The 19,385-nt window shown below is 61.6% G+C and carries 14 protein-coding genes; 5 read left to right on the top strand and 9 right to left on the bottom strand.

Annotated features, from left to right (window positions below; genetic code table 11):
- Positions 1-15: 15 nt before the first annotated feature.
- From dapE to dapC, 4 genes are all read right to left on the bottom strand, one after another.
- Positions 16-1,155, bottom strand: coding sequence for a succinyl-diaminopimelate desuccinylase (dapE, locus tag HB633_RS06220; protein WP_213777267.1), 1,140 nt, complete (start codon positions 1,153-1,155; stop codon positions 16-18).
- A gap of 102 nt (positions 1,156-1,257) precedes the next feature.
- A complete protein-coding gene (locus HB633_RS06215) occupies positions 1,258-1,620 on the bottom strand; it encodes an ArsC family reductase (protein ID WP_213777266.1) in 363 nt (120 codons plus the stop codon).
- 3 nt (positions 1,621-1,623) lie between these two features.
- Complete coding sequence (gene dapD, locus HB633_RS06210) at positions 1,624-2,451, bottom strand: 2,3,4,5-tetrahydropyridine-2,6-dicarboxylate N-succinyltransferase (RefSeq protein WP_213777265.1); 828 nt, start codon at positions 2,449-2,451, stop codon at positions 1,624-1,626.
- Positions 2,452-2,489: 38 nt separating this feature from the next.
- Positions 2,490-3,713, bottom strand: coding sequence for a succinyldiaminopimelate transaminase (gene dapC, locus HB633_RS06205; protein ID WP_213777264.1), 1,224 nt, complete (start codon positions 3,711-3,713; stop codon positions 2,490-2,492).
- 409 nt (positions 3,714-4,122) lie between these two features.
- Here dapC and smc point away from each other — a divergent pair, with 409 nt between their 5' ends.
- The 4 genes from smc (at position 4,123) to def (ending at position 11,877) form a co-directional block, all read left to right on the top strand.
- A complete protein-coding gene (gene smc, locus HB633_RS06200; RefSeq protein ID WP_213777681.1) occupies positions 4,123-7,638 on the top strand; it encodes a chromosome segregation protein SMC in 3,516 nt (1,171 codons plus the stop codon).
- Between the two features lie 235 nt (positions 7,639-7,873).
- Positions 7,874-9,118 carry a cell division protein ZipA C-terminal FtsZ-binding domain-containing protein gene (locus HB633_RS06195; RefSeq protein WP_213777263.1) on the top strand — a complete coding sequence of 415 codons (1,245 nt, stop codon included), beginning with the start codon at positions 7,874-7,876 and terminating at the stop codon, positions 9,116-9,118.
- A gap of 132 nt (positions 9,119-9,250) precedes the next feature.
- Positions 9,251-11,347 (top strand): NAD-dependent DNA ligase LigA, encoded by a 2,097-nt coding sequence (gene ligA, locus HB633_RS06190; RefSeq protein WP_213777262.1) that lies wholly within the window; start codon positions 9,251-9,253, stop codon positions 11,345-11,347.
- Positions 11,344-11,877 (top strand): peptide deformylase, encoded by a 534-nt coding sequence (gene def / locus HB633_RS06185; protein ID WP_056352690.1) that lies wholly within the window; start codon positions 11,344-11,346, stop codon positions 11,875-11,877. The genes ligA and def overlap by 4 nt, the downstream gene beginning before the upstream one ends.
- A gap of 110 nt (positions 11,878-11,987) precedes the next feature.
- Here the strand turns inward: def and HB633_RS06180 are convergent, their stop codons facing one another.
- From HB633_RS06180 to map, 5 genes are all read right to left on the bottom strand, one after another.
- Entirely contained in the window at positions 11,988-12,224 is a 237-nt protein-coding gene (locus tag HB633_RS06180; RefSeq protein WP_213777261.1) for a hypothetical protein, read from the bottom strand.
- 216 nt (positions 12,225-12,440) lie between these two features.
- On the bottom strand, positions 12,441-13,172 hold the full coding sequence (locus HB633_RS31125; protein WP_346730277.1) for an rRNA pseudouridine synthase: 732 nt from the start codon (positions 13,170-13,172) through the stop codon (positions 12,441-12,443).
- Positions 13,172-14,422 carry a hypothetical protein gene (locus HB633_RS31120; protein ID WP_346730276.1) on the bottom strand — a complete coding sequence of 417 codons (1,251 nt, stop codon included), beginning with the start codon at positions 14,420-14,422 and terminating at the stop codon, positions 13,172-13,174. The genes HB633_RS31125 and HB633_RS31120 overlap by 1 nt, the downstream gene beginning before the upstream one ends.
- Positions 14,423-14,573: 151 nt before the next feature.
- A complete protein-coding gene (locus HB633_RS06170) occupies positions 14,574-17,159 on the bottom strand; it encodes a [protein-PII] uridylyltransferase (RefSeq protein ID WP_213777259.1) in 2,586 nt (861 codons plus the stop codon).
- A 163-nt stretch (positions 17,160-17,322) separates the two neighbouring features.
- Positions 17,323-18,132, bottom strand: coding sequence for a type I methionyl aminopeptidase (map, locus tag HB633_RS06165; RefSeq protein ID WP_056352699.1), 810 nt, complete (start codon positions 18,130-18,132; stop codon positions 17,323-17,325).
- A 436-nt stretch (positions 18,133-18,568) separates the two neighbouring features.
- On the opposite strand from map, the gene rpsB reads away from it, so the two are divergent.
- On the top strand, positions 18,569-19,321 hold the full coding sequence (gene rpsB / locus HB633_RS06160) for a 30S ribosomal protein S2 (RefSeq protein ID WP_056352701.1): 753 nt from the start codon (positions 18,569-18,571) through the stop codon (positions 19,319-19,321).
- The last annotated feature ends 64 nt before the right edge of the window (positions 19,322-19,385 follow it).

Below are 19,385 nucleotides of genomic sequence, written 5' to 3'. Positions count from 1 at the left end.
AAAGAATGGTTTGAATCAGGCGAGCAGCGTTTCGAGCACGCGCCGGTACACGTTTTTCAACGGGTCGATAAACGCGATTTCAACATGCTCGTCGATCTTGTGAATGCTGCCGTTCGGCGGTCCGAATTCAACCACTTGCTCGCAGATCTGCGCGATAAAACGGCCATCCGACGTGCCGCCCGTGGTCGACAGTTCGGTGCGAACGCCGGTTTCGTCGAGAATGGCCTGTTCCAGTGCGTCTGACAACGTGCCACGCGGCGTGAGGAACGGCAGGCCGCTGACGCTCCAGGCGAGGTCGTAGTGGAGCGCGTGTTTGTCGAGGATCGCGTGGACGCGGCTTTGCAGGCCTTCCACCGTGCTCGCCGTGGAAAAGCGGAAATTGAACATCAATTCGATGTGACCCGGGATCACATTTGTCGCGCCCGTGCCGCTGTGCAGGTTGGAAACCTGCCACGTGGTCGGCGGGAAATATTCGTTGCCGTCATCCCAATGTGTCTCGACGAGTTCGGCCAGCGCCGGCGCGAGCAGATGGATCGGGTTCTTGGCGAGATGAGGATACGCAATGTGACCCTGCACGCCTTTCACGACCAACTTACCGGACATCGAGCCGCGACGGCCGTTCTTCACCATGTCGCCAAGCGTGGCGCTGGACGTCGGTTCGCCCACGATGCAGTAGTCCAGCCGCTCGCCACGTGCTTTCAGCGCTTCGATCACCTTCACGGTTCCGTCGGTCGCCGGGCCTTCTTCGTCGCTCGTGATCAGGAATGCGATCGAGCCGCGATGCGCCGGGTGCGCCGCGACGAATTCTTCGCTCGACACCACGAAGGCCGCTATGGACGTTTTCATGTCCGCCGCGCCGCGTCCGTAGAGCTTTCCGTCGCGGTGCGTCGGCTCGAACGGCGGTGATGTCCATTGTTCCAGCGGGCCGGTGGGCACCACGTCGGTATGGCCGGCGAACGCCAGCAACTTGCCGTCCGTACCGATCGTGCCGCGCTTTACGGCCCACAAATTCGTAACGCCGCCCGACGCGATGGTTTCGCACTCGAAACCGATCGCTGACAAGCGCTCGATCAGCACGTTCTGGCAATGTTGATCGTCGGGCGTGACGGACGGACGCGCGATGAGTTGTTCGGAGAGAAGAAGGGTGCCGGACATGGATTCGAGCCACTTTCAATAAAAATGCCGGCGCGGCGGCCGGCAGGAATCAGGGTTTGCGCGACGATTTACGCGATAAGTCACGCAAGGAGCTTCGCGAATTCAAGCAAACAGCGTTTCGTACTTTATGGCGTCGAAACCCAGCGACTTCACGCGGCCGTTCACAACCAGCACAGGCCGCTTGATGATCGACGGTTTGTGGATCATCAAAGCAATTGCGCCGGCGGTGGAACCCGCTTCGTCCTTGTATGTGTCCGACAAGCCGCGCCACGTCGTGCCGCGACGGTTGATCAGTTCGTCGAGCGTGACGTCCTTCAACCAGTCCTGCAACAACGCCGTCGATACCCCGGCCTTCTTGAAGTCGTGGAATTCGAACGGCACGTCATGTTCTTCCAGCCACACGCGTGCTTTTTTCACGGTGTCGCAATTTGGAATTCCATATACGACGATCTTTTTCGCGGCCATGGATCAATCGCCCCGCAGCAACTCGTTCAAGCCCACTTTCGCGCGCGTCTTTGCATCCACCTTCTTTACGATCACTGCGCAGTACAGGCTGTGCGAACCGTCCTTCGAAGGCAGATTGCCCGCGACAACCACGGAACCCGCAGGAATGCGGCCGTAGGTCACCGAGCCCGTTTCGCGGTCGTAAATCTTGGTGCTCTGGCCGAGATACACACCCATGGAAATGACCGAGTTTTCTTCGACGATCACACCTTCGACCACTTCCGAACGCGCGCCGATAAAGCAGTTGTCTTCGATGATTACCGGATTCGCCTGCAGCGGTTCCAGCACGCCGCCAATGCCCACGCCGCCCGACAAATGCACGTTCTTGCCGATCTGCGCACATGAACCGACCGTAGCCCAGGTATCGACCATGGTGCCCTCATCTACATAGGCGCCAATGTTCGTGTACGACGGCATCAACACCACGTTCTTCGCGATAAAGGAACCGCGGCGCGCGATGGCAGGCGGCACGACACGGAAACCACCGGCCGCGAAATCTTCGGCGGTGTAGTTGGCGAACTTCGACGGCACCTTGTCGTAAAACTGGCTGTAACCGCCGGCGGGCATCGGTGCATTGTCTTCAAGGCGGAACGACAGCAGCACCGCTTTCTTCAGCCATTGATTGACCACCCACTCGCCGTTCTGCTTTTCGGCGACGCGCAGCGCGCCTTTGTCAAGTTGCTCGATTGCGTGAGCGACGGCGTCGCGCACCTCGGCGGGCGCTGCTTTCGGCGACAGATCGGCGCGGTTGTCCCAGGCGGTATCGATGATTTGCTGAAGTTGTTGCGACATGGTCGTGACTTAAAGTGGGTGCTGAGATTAAGGAGGAGTTACCGGCGTAACGAGCGGCAGAATTCGACGATTCGCCGCGCGCCTTCCACGCATTCGCCGACATCCGCGACCAGCGCTATGCGGATAAAACCGCTGCCGGGATTCGAGCCGTGGGCATCGCGCGCCAGGAACGAGCCTGGCAAAACCGTCACATTATAGTCGGCGTAAAGGCGTGCGGCGAACTCGGTGTCCGAGAGGCCGGTACGCGCCACGTTCGCCCAGAGGTAGAACGCTGCGTCCGGCAGGCGCACGTCCAGAACCTCCGCAAGCATGGGCGTGACTGTCGTGAATTTCTTCAGGTAGAGCGCGCGGTTCTCGCGAACGTGCACTTCGTCCTTCCACGCAACAACGCTTGCCGCCTGGAACATGGGCGAAAGCGCCGCGCCGTGATACGTGCGATAGAGCAGGAATTGCTTGAGTATGGATGCGTCGCCTGCGACAAAACCCGAGCGCATGCCGGGCACATTCGAGCGCTTCGACAAACTCGACAGCATCACCAGCTTTTCGAAACCGCGCCCGAGCCTGTGCGCCGCCTCCAGACCGCCGAGCGGCGGTGAAGATTCGTTGAAATAGATCTCGGAATAGCATTCGTCGGACGCGATCACGAACCCGTGACGGTCCGATAGCGCAAACAATTCACGCCAGTCATCAAGCGTGAGCACGGCGCCAGTCGGATTGCCCGGCGAGCAGACAAAAAGCAACTGCGTGCGCGCCCAAATGGCGTCGGGCACGGCCGAGTAATCGCAGGCGAAATTGCGCGCCGGATCGCTATTCACGAAGTACGGCTCGGCGCCGGCAAGCAAAGCCGCGCCTTCGTAGATCTGATAGAACGGATTGGGGCACACCACAATGGGCGATTCGGCGGTGCTGCGGCTGTCGATTACGGTTTGCGCCAGCGAAAACAGGGCTTCGCGCGAACCCGAGACCGGCAGGACTTCCGTGGCGGCATTGACAGCGGGAAGCGAATAACGTTGCTTCGTCCAGTCCGCAATTGCCTGGCGCAACGGCTCGCTCCCGGCAGTGGCCGGATAGGACGCGAGGCCCGTCATTGCATTGACCACGGCTTCGCGGATCAGCGCGGGCGTGGCGTGTTTCGGCTCGCCGATGCCAAAGCTGATTGGCGTGAATTCTTCGCGCGGCGTGACGCCTTTAAACAGCGCACGCAGCTTTTCAAACGGATAAGGCTGAAGTTTCTGGAGAAGTGAATTCACGGCTTGGTTCATGCCTCAGGTTCATGCCTCAGGTTCAAGCCTCTGGGCGCGGCTGACAATGAAACTACGAGGCTGCGATTATATCCCGGAGCGCTTTGCCGGCGGCCACGGAACTTCAATGATGAGGCCATTCGGACTAGCGAAACACCCTCGGGCCGGCCTGGTCGATTGCCAATAAAAGACATACGTAAAGCGCTCGCTTTAAGCTAAAAGAAATCATTCCGGGCGATGGTATGATTGTCATCGTTCGCCGGGCAGTGTTTTGATCAATGGGTCCTCCCGCGGGATCCAGCCCGCGGGGTCCAGCCCGCGCCGCCCGAGCGTTTTCGACCGGCGTTTTACGCCTCCCGCTGCACGGAAATGCGTGCACACGAGGTTCGCCGGCCCGTTTCCAGCATTCATTTCAATCAGCGATATCGCCGTGCGTCTGACCTCGATAAAACTCGCTGGCTTCAAGTCCTTCGTCGATCCCACCCATTTCCAGGTCCCAGGCCAGCTTGTCGGCGTGGTCGGCCCGAATGGCTGTGGTAAATCCAACATCATCGACGCCGTGCGCTGGGTGCTCGGCGAATCGCGCGCATCTGAACTGCGCGGCGAGTCGATGCAGGACGTGATCTTCAACGGTTCGACCGCGCGCAAGCCGGGCAGCCGGGCCAGCGTCGAACTGATTTTCGATAACGCCGACGGCCGCGCCGCCGGCCAGTGGGGCACCTACGCCGAAATCGCCGTCAAGCGCGTGCTGACGCGCGACGGCACCTCCAGCTACTACATCAACAACTTGCCGGCCCGGCGCCGCGATATTCAGGACATCTTCCTGGGCACCGGCCTCGGACCGCGTGCTTACGCGATCATCGGGCAGGGCATGATCGCGCGGATCATCGAGGCAAAGCCCGAAGAACTGCGCGTGTTCCTGGAAGAAGCCGCGGGGGTATCGAAGTACAAGGAGCGCCGGCGCGAGACCGAAAACCGTCTGCACGACACACGCGAAAACCTGACCCGGGTCGAAGATATCGTCCGCGAATTGAGCGCGAATCTTGAAAAGCTCGAAGCGCAGGCGATCGTCGCGACGAAGTACAAGACGTTGCAGGCCGAAGGTGAGGAAAAGCAGCGGCTTTTGTGGCTGTTGCGCAAGAACGAGGCGGGCAACGAGTCCGAGCGTCAGCAACGCGCGATCAGCGACGCGCAGATCGAGCTTGAGTCGCAAACCGCGAAATTGCGGGAAGTCGAGGCGCAGCTGGAAACGCTGCGCGTGGCTCATTACAGCGCGAGCGACGCCATGCAGGGCGCTCAGGGCGCGCTCTACGAAGCGAATTCCGAAGTCAGCAAACTCGAGGCGGAGATCCGCTTTATCGTGGAATCGCGCAATCGTGTGCAGGCCCAGATCGCCGCCTTGAGCGCGCAGCGCGAGCAATGGCAGATGCAGGCCGAGAAAGCGCGTGGCGAGATCGACGACGCTGAGGAAGCGCTGGCTGTCGGGGAGGAAAAGGCGGCCATCGCGCAGGAAACGGCGGTGGCGAAGCAGGATGAATTGCCCGCGCTCGAAGCGCGTTTTCGCGATGCCCAGAATGGATTGAACGACGAACGCGCAACGATTGCGCGGACGGAACAGGCGTTGAAGCTGGAGGCCGCGCATCAGCGCAGCGCCGACCAGCAACTGCAGCAGTTGCAGCAGCGTCACGAACGCCTGAAAAGTGAGGCGGGCGGGCTGGATGCGCCCGACGAAGCGCAACTCGAGGAGTTGCGCATGCAGATGGCCGAGCACGAAGAAATTCTGCTTGAAGCCCAGGCGCGTCTCGCCGATGCGCAGGACACAGTCCCCCGTCTGGATGGCGAACGCCGCGCGGCGCAAGAGAAAGTGCAGGCCGAGAGCGCGCAAATCCACCAGCTCGAGGCGCGGCTTGCGGCGCTCAAGCAGCTGCAGGAAAACGTCCAGACGGAAGGCAAGATCCAGCCCTGGCTCGACCGCCACGAGCTCGGCTCTTTGCCGCGTCTGTGGAAGAAGCTCCACGTGGAAGCGGGTTGGGAAACGGCGCTCGAATCGGTGCTGCGCGAACGGATCGCGGCGCTGGAGGTGTCGAACCTCGATTGGGTGAAGGCGTTTGCGACCGACGCACCGCCCGCCAAGCTCGCGTTCTATGCGCCGCCCAACGCCGGGCGTCCGCAGGATACGCCCGCGGGCTTGCGCCCGCTGCTTTCGCTGATCCGGATTGAAGATGCGGGTCTGCGTGCTGTGCTGACCGACTGGCTGGGCGGGGTTTTCGTCGCTGATGACATCGCCCAGGCGCTTGCAAGCCGCGCGCAACTGCCCGATGGCGGCGCGTTTGTAGTCACGGCCGGGCACGTGGTGACGCGGGTCGGCGTTCAGCTCTACGCGGCCGATTCCGAACAGGCCGGCATGCTCGCGCGCCAGCACGAAATCGAGAACCTGACGAAGCAGGTCCGGGCCCAGGCGCTGCTCGCCGACGAAGCCAAAGCCGCCGCCGTTCGCGCCGAAGCGGCGCACACACAGGCATCGGGCGCCCTTGGCGACGCGCGTTCGGCCGCCGAACGTGCGACCCAGCGCGTGCACGCACTGCAAATGGACGTGCTGAAGCTCACCCAGGCGCACGACCGCTACATGCAGCGCAGCACGCAGATTCGTGAGGAACTCTCCGAAATCACGGATCAGATCGATGAACAACGCGCCCTGCGTGCCGAATCCGAAGCGAATTTCGAGCGCCACGACGGCGAACTCGCCGAGTTGCAGGCGCGTTTCGAAGATCATCAGCTCGCATTCGAAGCACTCGACGAAGCGTTGACCGACGCGCGCCAAGAAGCGCGCGATCTGGAGCGCGCGGCCACTGACGCCAGTTTTGCGGCGCGTGGACTGGCGGCGAAGATCGAGGAATACCGGCGCAACATCGAAACGGCGAAAGAGCAGAGCGAACGCGTGGCAGGTGCGCTTGAAGACGCGCGCGCCGAGCTCGAAACCATCAATGAACAGACCGCGCATACAGGCCTTCAGGACGCGCTCGAATTGCGGGCGGCCAAGGAAGAGGCGCTGCAATCGGCGCGTATCGAACTGGACGATCTCACCGCGCGCCTGCGTCAGGCCGACGAGCTTCGCCTGATCGCCGAGCGTTCGCTGCAGCCGTTGCGCGACAAGATCAGCGAATTGCAGTTGAAGGAGCAGGCGGCGCGCATCAGCGGCGAGCAGTTCGTCGAACAACTGGCCGCCGCCGGTGTCGACGAAGCCGATTTGCAGGCCAAGCTCACGCCGGACATGAAGCCTTCGTATCTGCAAGGCGAAGTTACCCGGCTGAACAACGCGATCACGGCGCTCGGCGCGGTCAATATGGCGGCGCTCGACGAACTCGCCGCGGCGAGCGAGCGCAAGTCGTTCCTCGATTCGCAGTCGGCGGATTTGAACGATGCCATCGGCACGCTCGAAGACGCGATCCACAAGATCGATCAGGAAACGCGCTCGTTGCTGCAAGGCACGTTCGACGAAGTGAACCGTCATTTCGGCGAACTGTTCCCGCGTCTGTTTGGCGGCGGTCAGGCCAAGCTCGTCATGACCGGCGACGAAATCCTCGACGCCGGCGTGCAGGTGCTCGCGCAACCCCCGGGCAAGAAAAATTCGACCATTCACCTGCTTTCGGGCGGTGAAAAGGCGCTGACGGCGACCGCGCTCGTGTTCGCCATGTTCCAGTTGAATCCGGCACCGTTCTGTCTGCTGGACGAAGTCGACGCACCACTCGACGACGCCAATACGGAACGCTTCGCAAACCTCGTTCGGGCGATGTCGGAGAAGACGCAGTTCCTCTTCATCTCGCACAACAAGATCGCGATGGAAATGGCGCAGCAACTGATCGGCGTGACGATGCAGGAGCAGGGTGTTTCGCGGATTGTTGCCGTGGATATGGAATCTGCGGCAGGATTCGCCCAAAATGCATGAACGTTTCGCCGGACCGCGGATTAACGCAGTTCCGGCGATAAAAACAGGGTGAAGAACCGGTCCGGGAGGCCGGTTCTGGCGCGCCAGGCGCGGAGTGGCGCACGGGATCGAAATAATCTCGTGCGGCGCAGATCGCGGGGCGTAACTTAAAACAAGCGCTGGACACCGTAGCGGCAGCTTCAAAGGCGTCGCTCGGGCGTGAGTCAGCGCAAACAGAAAGTATGACGGAGCGTGCATGGACGAGTTGACACTCGGGTTGATCGGAGCAGGAGCCGTGGTGGTGGGCGGCGTGGTGGTCTACAACGCGTGGCAGGGCGCAAAAGTGCGTCGAAAGATGCCCCGTCCGATGCCTGAGGAAGCGGCGGAATCGCTCGCCCGGCAAGATTCAGAGGAAGAGCAGCCGTTTATTGAACCAACGCGCCCGGTGCGGCGCGAACCTGCAATGGGCGAGAGTGACGGATCGGACTCTTCGGACTCACGCGTGGAACCGAGCTTCGGCGGCGCGCCTATGTCCACTGTGGCGCCGGCGGACACCGCGGTCGATATTCAGGCCGAATCGACTTCGGTGAATGGTGACTTCGAAGAACCGGATTCGCCGCCCATCATTGCCGATGACGATGAACCCGTTCTGCCGGCCGCAACCACGATTTCATCGGCGCCGCCGGCTATCGTGGACCGCCGGATCGATTGTGTGGTGCCTATCCGTCTCGTCGCGCCCATTGCCGGTGACAAGTTGATCCCGAGCGCGCAAAAGCTGCGGCGGGCGGGCGCGAAGCCGGTACACATCGAGGGCAAGCCGGAAGGCGGCACGACCTGGGAGTTGCTCAAGAACGGCGCGCGCTACGAGGAACTGCGCGCGGCGGCCCAGCTTGCAAATCGTGGCGGACCGTTGAACGAACTGGAGTTCTCCGAATTCGTGACGGGCGTGCAGCGGTTTGCGGACGGCATCGACGGCTCGCCCGAATTCCCGGACATGCTCGAAACGGTTGGCATGGCGCGCGAACTGGATGCATTTGCCGCGCAATGCGACGCCCAGTTGTCCATCAACATTCTCTCCGACGGCGCGCCCTGGTCCGCCAACTACGTGCAGGCGGTGGCGTCGCAGGACGGCTTGCTGCTCTCGCGCGACGGCACACGCTTCGTCAAGCTCGACTCCCGCCAGAACCCGGTTTTCATGCTGCTTTTCGGCGATACCAACTTCCTGCGCGACGACCTGACTTACAAGGGCGGCCAGATGATCACACTCGTGCTGGACGTGCCGGTCGCCGACGAAGACATCCTGCCGTTCCGCCTCATGTGCGACTACGCGAAGTCGCTGTCCGAGCGCATCGGCGCACGAGTCGTGGACGACCAGCGCCGGCCGTTGCCGGAAAGCTCGCTGCTTGCCATCGAAAAGCAGTTGATGACGCTCTACGCCAAGCTGGAGCAGGCCGGCATCCCCGCCGGTTCGCCCGCAACGCGGCGCTTGTTCAGCCAATAAATCTTACTGCGGCGACGCAAAATCGCCGAATGATTTTCGGAGGCATCGGCCATTCGGTCGATGCCACGATCAGCTGTTCTCTGAGACAATCGACAGGTCAGTTTCTTCCAACTTCTTAACCTGTCCCGCTGCATGTCCGCCAAACCGAAAGCCGCTGCCAAATCCAAGAAAGCAGAGCCCGCTGTTTCCGCCACGCCCATTCCAGGCGCCGACAGGCCGGCCGAGCGCGCGGCATGGCTGCGCGCAGAGCTGGAGCGCGCGAACTACGCGTATTACGTACTCGATCAGCCGGATTTGCCCGACGCCGAATACGACATTCTGTTCAAGGAACTGCAGCAGATCGAGGCCGCCAACCCCGAACTGATCACACCCGATTCGCCCACGTTGCGGGTTGGCGGACAGGTTGCGACGGGTTTTGAGCCCGTCACCCACGACGTGCCCATGCTGTCGCTGAACAACGGGTTCGCTGACGAAGATATCGTCGCCTTCGACAAACGCGTCGCCGACGCGCTCGGCCATACGCCTGTGGAATATGCGTGCGAGCTGAAATTCGACGGCCTTGCCATTTCGCTGCGCTACGACGACGGCGTATTCGTGCAGGCGGCGACTCGCGGCGACGGCGCCACGGGCGAAGAGGTGACTGAGAACGTTCGCACCATTCATTCGATCCCGCTGAAACTCAAGGGCAAGAACATTCCGAAACGGCTCGACGTGCGCGGTGAAGTGCTGATGTTCAAGCGCGATTTCGAGCGGCTAAACGCCCGGCAACGCGAGGCGGAGCAGCGCGAATTCGCCAACCCGCGCAACGCGGCCGCAGGCGGTTTGCGTCAGCTCGATTCGAAGATGACCGCGCAACGCAAGCTGTCGTTCTTTGCGTATGGCATTGGCTTGCTGGAAGGCGCGGAGATGCCGCCCTCGCACTCGGCGCTGCTCGACTGGTACAAGGAAATGGGACTGCCGGTCAACGCGGAACGCGGTGTCGTTCAAGGCGCGGACGGGCTGCTTGAGTTCTTCCAAAAAACCGGCGAGAAGCGCGATGGTTTGCCGTATGACATCGACGGCGTGGTTTATAAAGTCAATCAACGCGACGAACAGGACAAGCTCGGATTCGTCTCGCGTGCACCGCGTTTTGCGCTCGCACACAAGTTTCCGGCGCAGGAAGCGCTGACCCAATTGGTGGCCATCGACGTGCAGGTCGGCCGGACCGGCGCAATCACACCGGTCGCGCGGCTTACGCCGGTTTTTGTCGGCGGCGCGACGGTGACGAACGCGACCTTGCATAATGAAGACGAAGTGCGTCGCAAGGACATTCGTATCGGCGATACGGTGATCGTGCGGCGTGCCGGCGACGTGATTCCGGAAGTCGTCGGCGCGATTCTGGACCGTCGTCCTGACGACGCGCATGAATTCGTGATGCCGACCGAATGTCCGGTGTGTGGATCGAAGATTGAACGGCTGCCCGACGAGGCCATCGCGCGTTGCACCGGCGGGCTGATCTGTCCTGCACAGCGCAAGCAGGCGCTGTGGCATTTTGCGCAGCGGCGTGCACTAGATATTGACGGGCTGGGCGAGAAAATCATCGATCAACTGGTGGAGCAGAACATCGTGCGCACGCCGGCCGATCTGTTCAATCTGGGCGTTGCCAAACTCGCGGCGCTGGACCGTTTCGCCGATAAATCTGCCCAGAATCTTTACGATTCCATCGAAAAGGCGAAACACACCACGTTGCCGCGCTTCCTCTATGCGCTGGGTATTCGGCACGTGGGCGAATCCACTGCGAAAGATCTCGCCAAGCATTTCGGTTCGCTTGATCCGATTCTGGCGGCAAGCGTCGACGAACTGCTGGAAGTGAACGATGTGGGGCCGGTCGTGGCTGAGTCGCTGCATAACTTCTTCAGCGAAGAGCACAACCAGATGGTGATCGAGCAGTTGCGCGCGCCGGGCAACGTGACATGGCCCGAAGGTCCGCCCGCGCCCAAGGCGCCGCAAGGTGTGCTTGCCGGCAAGACGATCGTGCTGACCGGTACGTTGCCCACGCTTTCGCGCGAGGACGCCAAGGAAATGCTCGAGGCGGCGGGTGCGAAGGTGGCGGGGTCGGTATCGAAGAAAACGGATTACGTGGTGGCTGGAGCGGAGGCGGGCAGCAAGCTCGTGAAGGCCGAGGAACTCGGCGTTCCAGTCGTCGACGAAGACGGTATGCGCAAGCTTTTGGAAGGAGAAACTCCATGATTCGCGAAATCCTCAAGATGGGCGATCCGCGTTTGTTGCGTATCGCCGAGCCGGTGGATCATTTCGATACACCCGAACTGCACGCTTTGGTGGAGGACATGTTCGACACCATGCGCCATGCAAACGGCGCGGGGCTCGCGGCGCCGCAAATCGGCGTGGACCTGCAGGTGGTGATTTTCGGCTTCGCTCACAACGAGCGTTATCCGGATGCGCAACCCGTGCCGGAGACCGTGCTGATCAATCCGATCATCACGCCCGTGTCGCACGACATGGAAGAAGGCTGGGAAGGGTGTTTGTCTGTGCCTGGTTTGCGCGGCGCCGTGCAGCGGTACTCGATGATCCGCTATCAGGGTTTTGATCAGTACGGCACCGCGATCGAACGGCTCGCCGAAGGTTTTCACGCGCGCGTGGTGCAACACGAATGCGATCACCTGATTGGCAAGCTTTATCCCATGCGCGTGACGGACTTCTCGAAATTCGGATTCACCGAGGTCCTGTTCCCCGGGCTGGATCCTAAAAGCGACGACTGACAGACGCGAAGGACGTGCGGACCGTCAGATATCTGATTGGTCCGTCTCAATGCTTCGAATGTCGCCAAGCCGCCTGGAAGGGCGGCTTCGTCGTTTAAAAGTCCGATCGTTCAGGCGAAACTCTTGCTGCCCGAGGCCGCTTCCGGCTGGCGAAACAGCTTGATGTGTTCCGGATTCGCCGATGCCTGCAAACGTCCATCCGGCAAACGGGCAATGACAACTTCGCCAATGCCCGGGCTCGTTACGACGACTTCGTCGCGCAAGGCGAGCAGTGCGTCGAGGCGGCGTCGGCCGCTAATGATTTCGAGGCCGGTTTTCGTTTCGCGAACAATGATCTCAACGGACATGGCAATTCTCCAGTGGCTTTCGCAAAGCACACGCGCCGGGAAGCGGTAAATTGCGCGTGTATCTGCCTATCGGTCATCAGTCATATTTTCTTTAAACAAAAATTCGGTCAAAAAAAATCGACGTGTCCGGTGCGTGCCGTTCACATCGATTTGTCCTGATTTTGTGGTTTTTCCGCGACGCCCGTTCAAATCATGGCGTCGCTCGGTCGGAGTCGCTTAAAACGCCTCGTCTGCGCCGAGGTAACGCCATTGTCCCGGCGGCAACGCCCCCAAGGTCACGTGTCCCATCCGGATTCGCTTCAGCCCGACTACCTCGAGGCCGACCAGCTCGCACATCCGGCGGATCTGACGTTTCTTGCCTTCGCGCAGCACGAAGCGAAGCTGCTCGCCGTTTTGCCAGCTCACTTGTGCAGTCTTGAGCGGCACGTCGTCCAGTGACAGGCCGTGGCGCAACAGCGCGAGGCTTTCGGGCGGGAAGCGCGATTCGATATCGAGTTCATGCTCGCCGAATTTGACGCGCACGAGATATTCCTTATCGACTTCCGAATGCCCGCCGATGAGTTGCTTCGCCACGCGGCCATCCTGCGTGAGCACGAGCAGGCCGGTCGAATCGATGTCCAGGCGTCCCGCCGGCGCGAGCGTGCGCAGATGCGTCGGCGAAAAGCGGATGCCGGACTGGTCATCTGCCCAGTGATTCGACGGATTGACCAGCGTAACCGCCGGCTGGTACCCGTCTTCCGCCTGGCCCGAAACGTAGCCGACCGGCTTGTGGATCAGGATGGTCACCTGCTGCATTTGCGCGGCGTGCGCGGCCTGAGCGATCTCGATATTCTGGTCGGGACGGATCTTGGTGCCAAGCGTATCGATGACCACGCCGTCGACCAGAACCCAGCCTTTTTCAATCCATTCGTCGGCCTCCCGGCGGGAGCAGAGGCCAAGTTCCGACATCACTTTCGATAAGCGCACGAGCCCGTCTTCACCTTCGCGCGCGATGCGGGCCGGTGAGGGCGGCGCGTCGGCGTCGCGGGGTTTCGAAGGTTTTGCAGTTGGTTTGCGCGCAGGTTTGCGCTCATCGCCGAAGCGTTCTGGCGATGCCTCGCGTTTCGCGTAGGGACGCTCGCCCGTAGGTCGCTGACGGTCGAAGGAGGCCGGACGCGGGCTGCCATCGTGCGCGTGGTTGCGTTCGCGGCGCGGTGCGCCGTTGTCGTTGAACGACGGGCGCGGCGCGCGATCGCTTCCTGGGCCACGGGAATCTTCACGGGGTTTGAACGGGCGGCGTTCGCCATCACCGCCTGGACGATCGCCACGGGGGGCGCCGCGATCGCCGAAAGACGGACGGGGACCGCGGTCGGCGTTCGGACCACGCGGACCGCCGCGATCGTTAAACGACGGGCGGGGCGTGCGATCGCTGCTCGCACCACGCGGCGCATCGTCGCGCGGGCTGAACGGGCGGCGTTCGCCATCGGCCGAAGGACGGTCACCGCGCGGCGCGCCGCGATCGCCAAACGAAGGCCTCGGTCCACGATCACCACGCGGCGCATCGCCACGAGGCGTGAACGGACGGCGTTCGCCATCGGCCGAAGGACGGTCACCGCGCGGCGCGCCGCGATCGCCAAACGAAGGCCTCGGTCCACGATCACCACGCGGCGCATCGCCACGAGGCGTGAACGGACGACGTTCACCATCGCCCGAAGGACGGTCGCCGCGCGGAGCACCGCGATCGCCAAAAGAAGGCCTCGGTCCACGATCACCGCGCGGCGCATCGCCACGCGGCGGGAACGGGCGGCGTTCGCCATCGCCCGAAGGACGGTCACCACGCGGGGCACCGCGATCGCCGAATGACGGACGAGGTCCACGATCACCCCGGGGCGCATCGCCACGCGGCGTGAACGGACGACGTTCGCCATCGCCCGAAGGACGATCACCACGTGGCGCGCCGCGATCGCCGAATGACGGACGCGGTCCACGATCACCACGGGGTGCATCGCCGCGAGGTGTGAACGGACGACGCTCACCATCGCCCGAAGGACGATCACCACGCGGGGCACCGCGATCGCCGAATGACGGACGTGGTCCACGATCACCACGCGGCGCATCGCCACGCGGCGTGAACGGACGACGTTCGCCATCGCCCGAAGGACGATCACCACGTGGCGCGCCGCGATCGCCGAATGACGGACGTGGTCCACGATCACCACGCGGCGTAGCCGGCCGATCGGGCCGGTCCCCGCTCGGCGCTTCCGCCCGAGGCGGTTTTTTCCGTCCGGCAACGCTGCCCGTACGAACGGGGGAACGCGCCGGCGATGCCGGTCGCGGATGTTTCGCTGTCAGTTTGACGCGCATAGATTCTCAGGCTGCGATCGCGCGCAGCAGCTCGGTTTCGACCTGGATTTGCGTCCGGTTGTCGGATAGGGTTTTGCCGTCGAGCAGGAACACGTCTTCCACGCGTTCGCCAAGCGTGTTGATCCGCGCCGCATGGACGCCGATCCGGTGCTGGGCGAGAACCCGCGCGATCGAATAAAGGAGGCCCTGCCGGTCGTTGGCCGACACGGACAGGATGTAATACTGACCACGTTCGTCGGGACGCAAATCCACGCGCGGCGTGATCGGGAAGGTGCGCACCAGCCGTGAAACCCGTCCCTTCGATGGTTCCGGCAAGATGCCCTCGGCGGTCAGCAAGGTGCTCAACTGCTGTTCGACGAGATTTGCGATGTCGCGATAATGCCCGTCATGGTCCGGATGCGCGACCAGAAAATTGTCGAGCGCGTAGCCGTGGCGGGTCGTGGTGATGCGTGAGTCGAGGACGGAAAGTCCGTTTTTATCGAAGTAAGCGCAGATGCCGGCGAACAAATCGGGACGGTCCTTCACATACACGAGCACCTGGAGCGCTGCGCCAATCGGCGACGGACGCGCGCGCACGATCGGCTTTTCACTCTCCACGTGTTTATAAAGCACGCGCGTTTGCCAGGCGATATCGGCGGCGTCGTGGCGCAGGAAATAGCCGACGTCCAGCTTGTCCCACAACGCTTTCTCGGCGTGTTCCGGCACGGTTTCAAGGCGCAGCAACGCAAGCGCGTCTTCCTGGCGCGACTTGAGTTCCGAATGTGCGTGCATTTCGGCGCCGCCGAGCACGGCGCGCGTCGCGCGGTACAGATCCTCGAGCAACTTGCCTTTCCACGCATTCCAGACTTTGGGGCTGGTACCGCGGATATCGGCGACGGTCAGCAAATAAAGCGCGGTCAGCCGGCGCTCGGTTTTCACCATCGATGCAAATTGCTTGATGACTTCCGGATCGCTCGTGTCCTGTTTCTGCGCGACCTGGCTCATGGTCAGGTGCTGCTCGACAAGCCATACGACCAGATCGCTGTCGTCGGCGTTCATGTTGTGATCGCGGCAAAAACGCCGTGCGTCGGCCATGCCGAGCGTGGAGTGATCGCCTCCGCGACCCTTCGCGATATCGTGAAAAAGCGCCGCCACGTACAGCACCCACGAGCGCTCGAAATTGCCCATGAGCTGGGTGCAAAACGGATATTCGTGCGCGTGTTCGGCCATTGCAAAACGGCGGATATTGCGCAACACCATCAGGATGTGCTGATCGACGGTGTAGACGTGATACAGGTCGTGCTGCATTTGCCCGACAATGCGCCGGAAGTTCAGCAAATAACGGCCGAGCACGCTCGTCTGGTTCATCAGGCGGAGCGCGTGCGTGATGCCTTCGGGCGCTTGCAGGATCGCCATGAACAGGCGCCGGTTCTCGGGGTCGCGCCGCCAGTCGCGGTCCATCAGGTCGCGCGCGTTGTAGATTGCCCGCAGCGTTCTCGCCGATAAACCCTTGACCCCGCGCGTCTGCTCATACAGCAGGAACGCTTCGAGAATCGCGTTCGGCTGGCGCTCGAATACGTCGTCGCTGGCAATTTCGAGCATGCCCTGTTTCTCGACGAAGCGCTCGTTCAACACGCGCGTCACGCCGCTCGTCGATGGAAACAGTTGCGCTTCCACATTCTGGATCAGGATGGTGGCGAGTTGCGTAACGGCTTTCGCGGCCCAGTAATAGCGGCGCATCAGTTGTTCGCTGGCGCGTTTCGACGATGTCGCCTTGTAGCCGAGACTTTCCGCAAGCGCGGTCTGCAAATCGAATACAAGAATGTCCTGCCGCCGTTTCGCAATTACGTGCAGGCGTGCGCGCAGCGTCTTCAGGAAACCTTCGTTGCGCCGCAGTTCGCTCGCTTCCCGCTCCGTGATGAGCCCGCGCGAATCCAGTTCCCGCCAGCTGCTGCCAAAGCCCGCTGCACGCGAAATCCACAGGATCAGTTGCAGATCGCGCAAACCACCCGGGCTTTCCTTGATGTTTGGCTCGAGGCTATACGGTGTGTCCTGGTACTTGGCGTGGCGCTGACGCATTTCCAGGACCTTGGCCTGGAAAAATGCACGCGGATCGAGCGTTTGCTGGTAGCGCGCTTCGAAGGCATCGACCAGTTTCTCGTTGCCCACGATCCGGCGCGCTTCGAGCAGCGACGTGCGAATAGTGATGTCGTTGCTGGCTTCATCGATGCACTGCGACACCGAGCGCACGCTGCTGCCAATTTCGAGCCCGAGATCCCATGCCATGCCGATCAGCTTTTCGATACGTGCGCCGAGCGTTTCCACGTGATCGGGTGTTTCGTGATCGGGCAGCAAGACAAGGATATCGATGTCCGAATACGGCGCGAGTTCGCCGCGCCCGTAGCCGCCGACCGCCAGCAACGCCGCCGATGCCGGCATCTCGCACGCGTCCCACGCGCCCTTAAGGGCGTCGTCGGTGGCGCGCGCGAGGGCGTGCATCAGGCCATCCACATTGGTCGCGTTCTTGAAGCGCTCGAGCAACGCGGCTTTCGCCGTCTTGTACGAGGCTTTCAGCGAGTCGGCGATAGGCGGGGCGTCGGCAGGTACGCTCATGGGCAGGGGATCGTAGTGATCGTGAGGTCAGTGGAAGAACGTTGCATTCGGCAAAACGCTGTTTTCGCCGTCTTTCATGCGCCGGGCGTTGCTGAACGGTCCCGCGAGAGACCGGGTTCCTCTCGGGTAATTCGACAACGCGATCGAAAATTCAGTCGATAACTCAGGCCGTTGCGGCGATCAGCTCGGAAGGCGCCTGCGTACCCGCCGATACGGTCAGAACTTCATAGCCCGTGGGCGTAACGAGCACCGTATGCTCCCATTGCGCCGACAAACTGCGGTCGCGCGTCTTCACGGTCCACTGGTCGGGCATGGTCCGGATATCGCGGCGACCGGCGTTGATCATGGGTTCGACGGTAAAAATCATCCCGGCCTGCAGCTCGATGCCCGTACCAGGACGCCCGTAGTGCAGCACTTGCGGGTCTTCGTGGAACACCTTGCCCACGCCGTGGCCGCAATATTCGCGCACCACGCTGTAACCTTGCGCCTCGGCATGTTTCTGGATGGCATAGCCAATGTCGCCTAGATGCGCGCCCGCCTTGATCTGGTCGATGCCAAGCCACATGCAGTCGAAGGTGGTCTGCACCAGGCGCTTCGCCAGGATAGATCCTTCGCCGACAAGGAACATGCGGCTGGTATCGCCGAAATAACCGTCCTTGATCACCGTGATATCGATATTCAGCGCGTCGCCGTTTTTCAGCGCCTTGTCGCCGGGAATGCCGTGGCAAATCACGTCGTTGACCGAGATGCAGGTGGCCTTGGGGTAGGGCGGGTAGCCCGGCGGCTGGTAATTCAGCGGTGCGGGCACGGTGCCCTGTTCCTTCACCATGTACTCATGGCAAAGGCGATCCAGTTCGCCGGTCGTCACGCCCGCAACAATGTGAGGTGTGATGAAATCGAGCACTTCGCTCGCGAGCCGGCAGGCGATGCGCATTTGCGCAATATCGTGGTCGTTTTTCAGCGTAATGGACATGACTTGGATCAAAAATGCGTGTAAGCGGCTTGCAGAGCCAATCGCGCATTATCGCACTTTAGGCGCTGCGCCGCAGCGGAAAACCGGCGCGGTGTCCGCCAAAAGCGCCGCCTGGCGCGGCACCGGCGACCTCCGCAGGCCAAAAAAACCGCCTTGATCCGACTCCTTGCAGTCTGTCAGGCAGCTTGAATCGCGGCATTGGTGCGTGATATACTCGCTGGCTAAGTCTGTATCAACTTTGCAATTGTCTTTCCAATGCGGCGTTCCTGAAAACTCGGTTTTCCCGGAAAGCCGCTACGAACGGGCGCTTGAAAAGAGATTCGGACTTGAATCGCAAGCCGGCGCACCCAGGGTGTCCGACGCCTCGAAAAGCTAAGAAACACGAGGCGCCCGATGCGGCAGCCGGCTTAAGACCCAACCCTCGCGGAGAACTCTCATGGCAGTAACAATGCGTCAAATGCTGGAAGCCGGTGTCCACTTCGGTCACCAAACGCGCTTCTGGAACCCGAAGATGGCTCCGTTCATTTTCGGTCATCGCAACAAGATTCACATTATCAACCTCGAAAAAACGCTGCCGATGTACAACGACGCGCTCAAGTACGTGCGTCAACTGGCAGCAAATCGCGGCACGATTTTGTTCGTTGGCACGAAGCGCCAATCGCGTGACACGGTGGCAGAAGAAGCGCAACGCGCTGGCATGCCTTTCGTGAACGCACGCTGGCTCGGCGGCATGCTGACCAACTTCAAGACGCTGAAAGTATCGATCAAGCGCCTGAAGGACATGGAAGCAGCGCTGGAAGCCGGTGAAACGGAACGCATGAGCAAGAAGGAAGCGCTCCTGTTCGAACGCGAAATGGCCAAGCTGGTGAAGTCGATTGGCGGCGTGAAGGACATGGGCGGCATTCCGGACGCAATCTTCGTGGTTGACGTCGGTTACCACAAGATTGCCGTGACCGAAGCCAAGAAGCTTGGCATTCCGGTTATCGCCGTGGTTGACACGAACCACTCGCCGGAAGGCATCGACTACGTGATCCCGGGTAACGACGACGCCAGCAAGGCTGTCGCGCTGTACACGCAAGGTGTGGCCGACGCGATCCTGGAAGGCCGTTCGAACGCGGTGAACGAAGTGGTGCAAGCAGTTCGCAGCGGTGAAGGCGACGAGTTCGTTGAAGTCAACGCAGAAGCGTAATTTGCGAAAGATGACGCCGGTGTGATGTGGCCGGCAAGAAAGGGGGCTTTGCGAAAGGCCCCCT

The sequence above is a fragment of the Caballeronia sp. dw_276 genome, assembly GCF_018449635.1.
GTDB lineage: Bacteria > Pseudomonadota > Gammaproteobacteria > Burkholderiales > Burkholderiaceae > Caballeronia.
Note: the sequence above shows the minus strand (reverse complement) of the source record. Positions and strands in the feature narration are given on the sequence as shown.

Coding starts and splice junctions, on each gene's coding strand:
- HB633_RS06195 (WP_213777263.1), top strand. CDS start 7,874: ATGGACGAGTTGACACTCGGGTTGATCGGAGCAGGAGCCGTGGTGGTG.
- HB633_RS06180 (WP_213777261.1), bottom strand. CDS start 12,224: ATGTCCGTTGAGATCATTGTTCGCGAAACGAAAACCGGCCTCGAAATC.
- HB633_RS06170 (WP_213777259.1), bottom strand. CDS start 17,159: ATGAGCGTACCTGCCGACGCCCCGCCTATCGCCGACTCGCTGAAAGCC.
- def (WP_056352690.1), top strand. CDS start 11,344: ATGATTCGCGAAATCCTCAAGATGGGCGATCCGCGTTTGTTGCGTATC.
- HB633_RS31125 (WP_346730277.1), bottom strand. CDS start 13,172: ATGTCGGAACTTGGCCTCTGCTCCCGCCGGGAGGCCGACGAATGGATT.
- map (WP_056352699.1), bottom strand. CDS start 18,132: ATGTCCATTACGCTGAAAAACGACCACGATATTGCGCAAATGCGCATC.
- HB633_RS06215 (WP_213777266.1), bottom strand. CDS start 1,620: ATGGCCGCGAAAAAGATCGTCGTATATGGAATTCCAAATTGCGACACC.
- dapC (WP_213777264.1), bottom strand. CDS start 3,713: ATGAACCAAGCCGTGAATTCACTTCTCCAGAAACTTCAGCCTTATCCG.
- dapD (WP_213777265.1), bottom strand. CDS start 2,451: ATGTCGCAACAACTTCAGCAAATCATCGATACCGCCTGGGACAACCGC.
- rpsB (WP_056352701.1), top strand. CDS start 18,569: ATGGCAGTAACAATGCGTCAAATGCTGGAAGCCGGTGTCCACTTCGGT.
- dapE (WP_213777267.1), bottom strand. CDS start 1,155: ATGTCCGGCACCCTTCTTCTCTCCGAACAACTCATCGCGCGTCCGTCC.
- ligA (WP_213777262.1), top strand. CDS start 9,251: ATGTCCGCCAAACCGAAAGCCGCTGCCAAATCCAAGAAAGCAGAGCCC.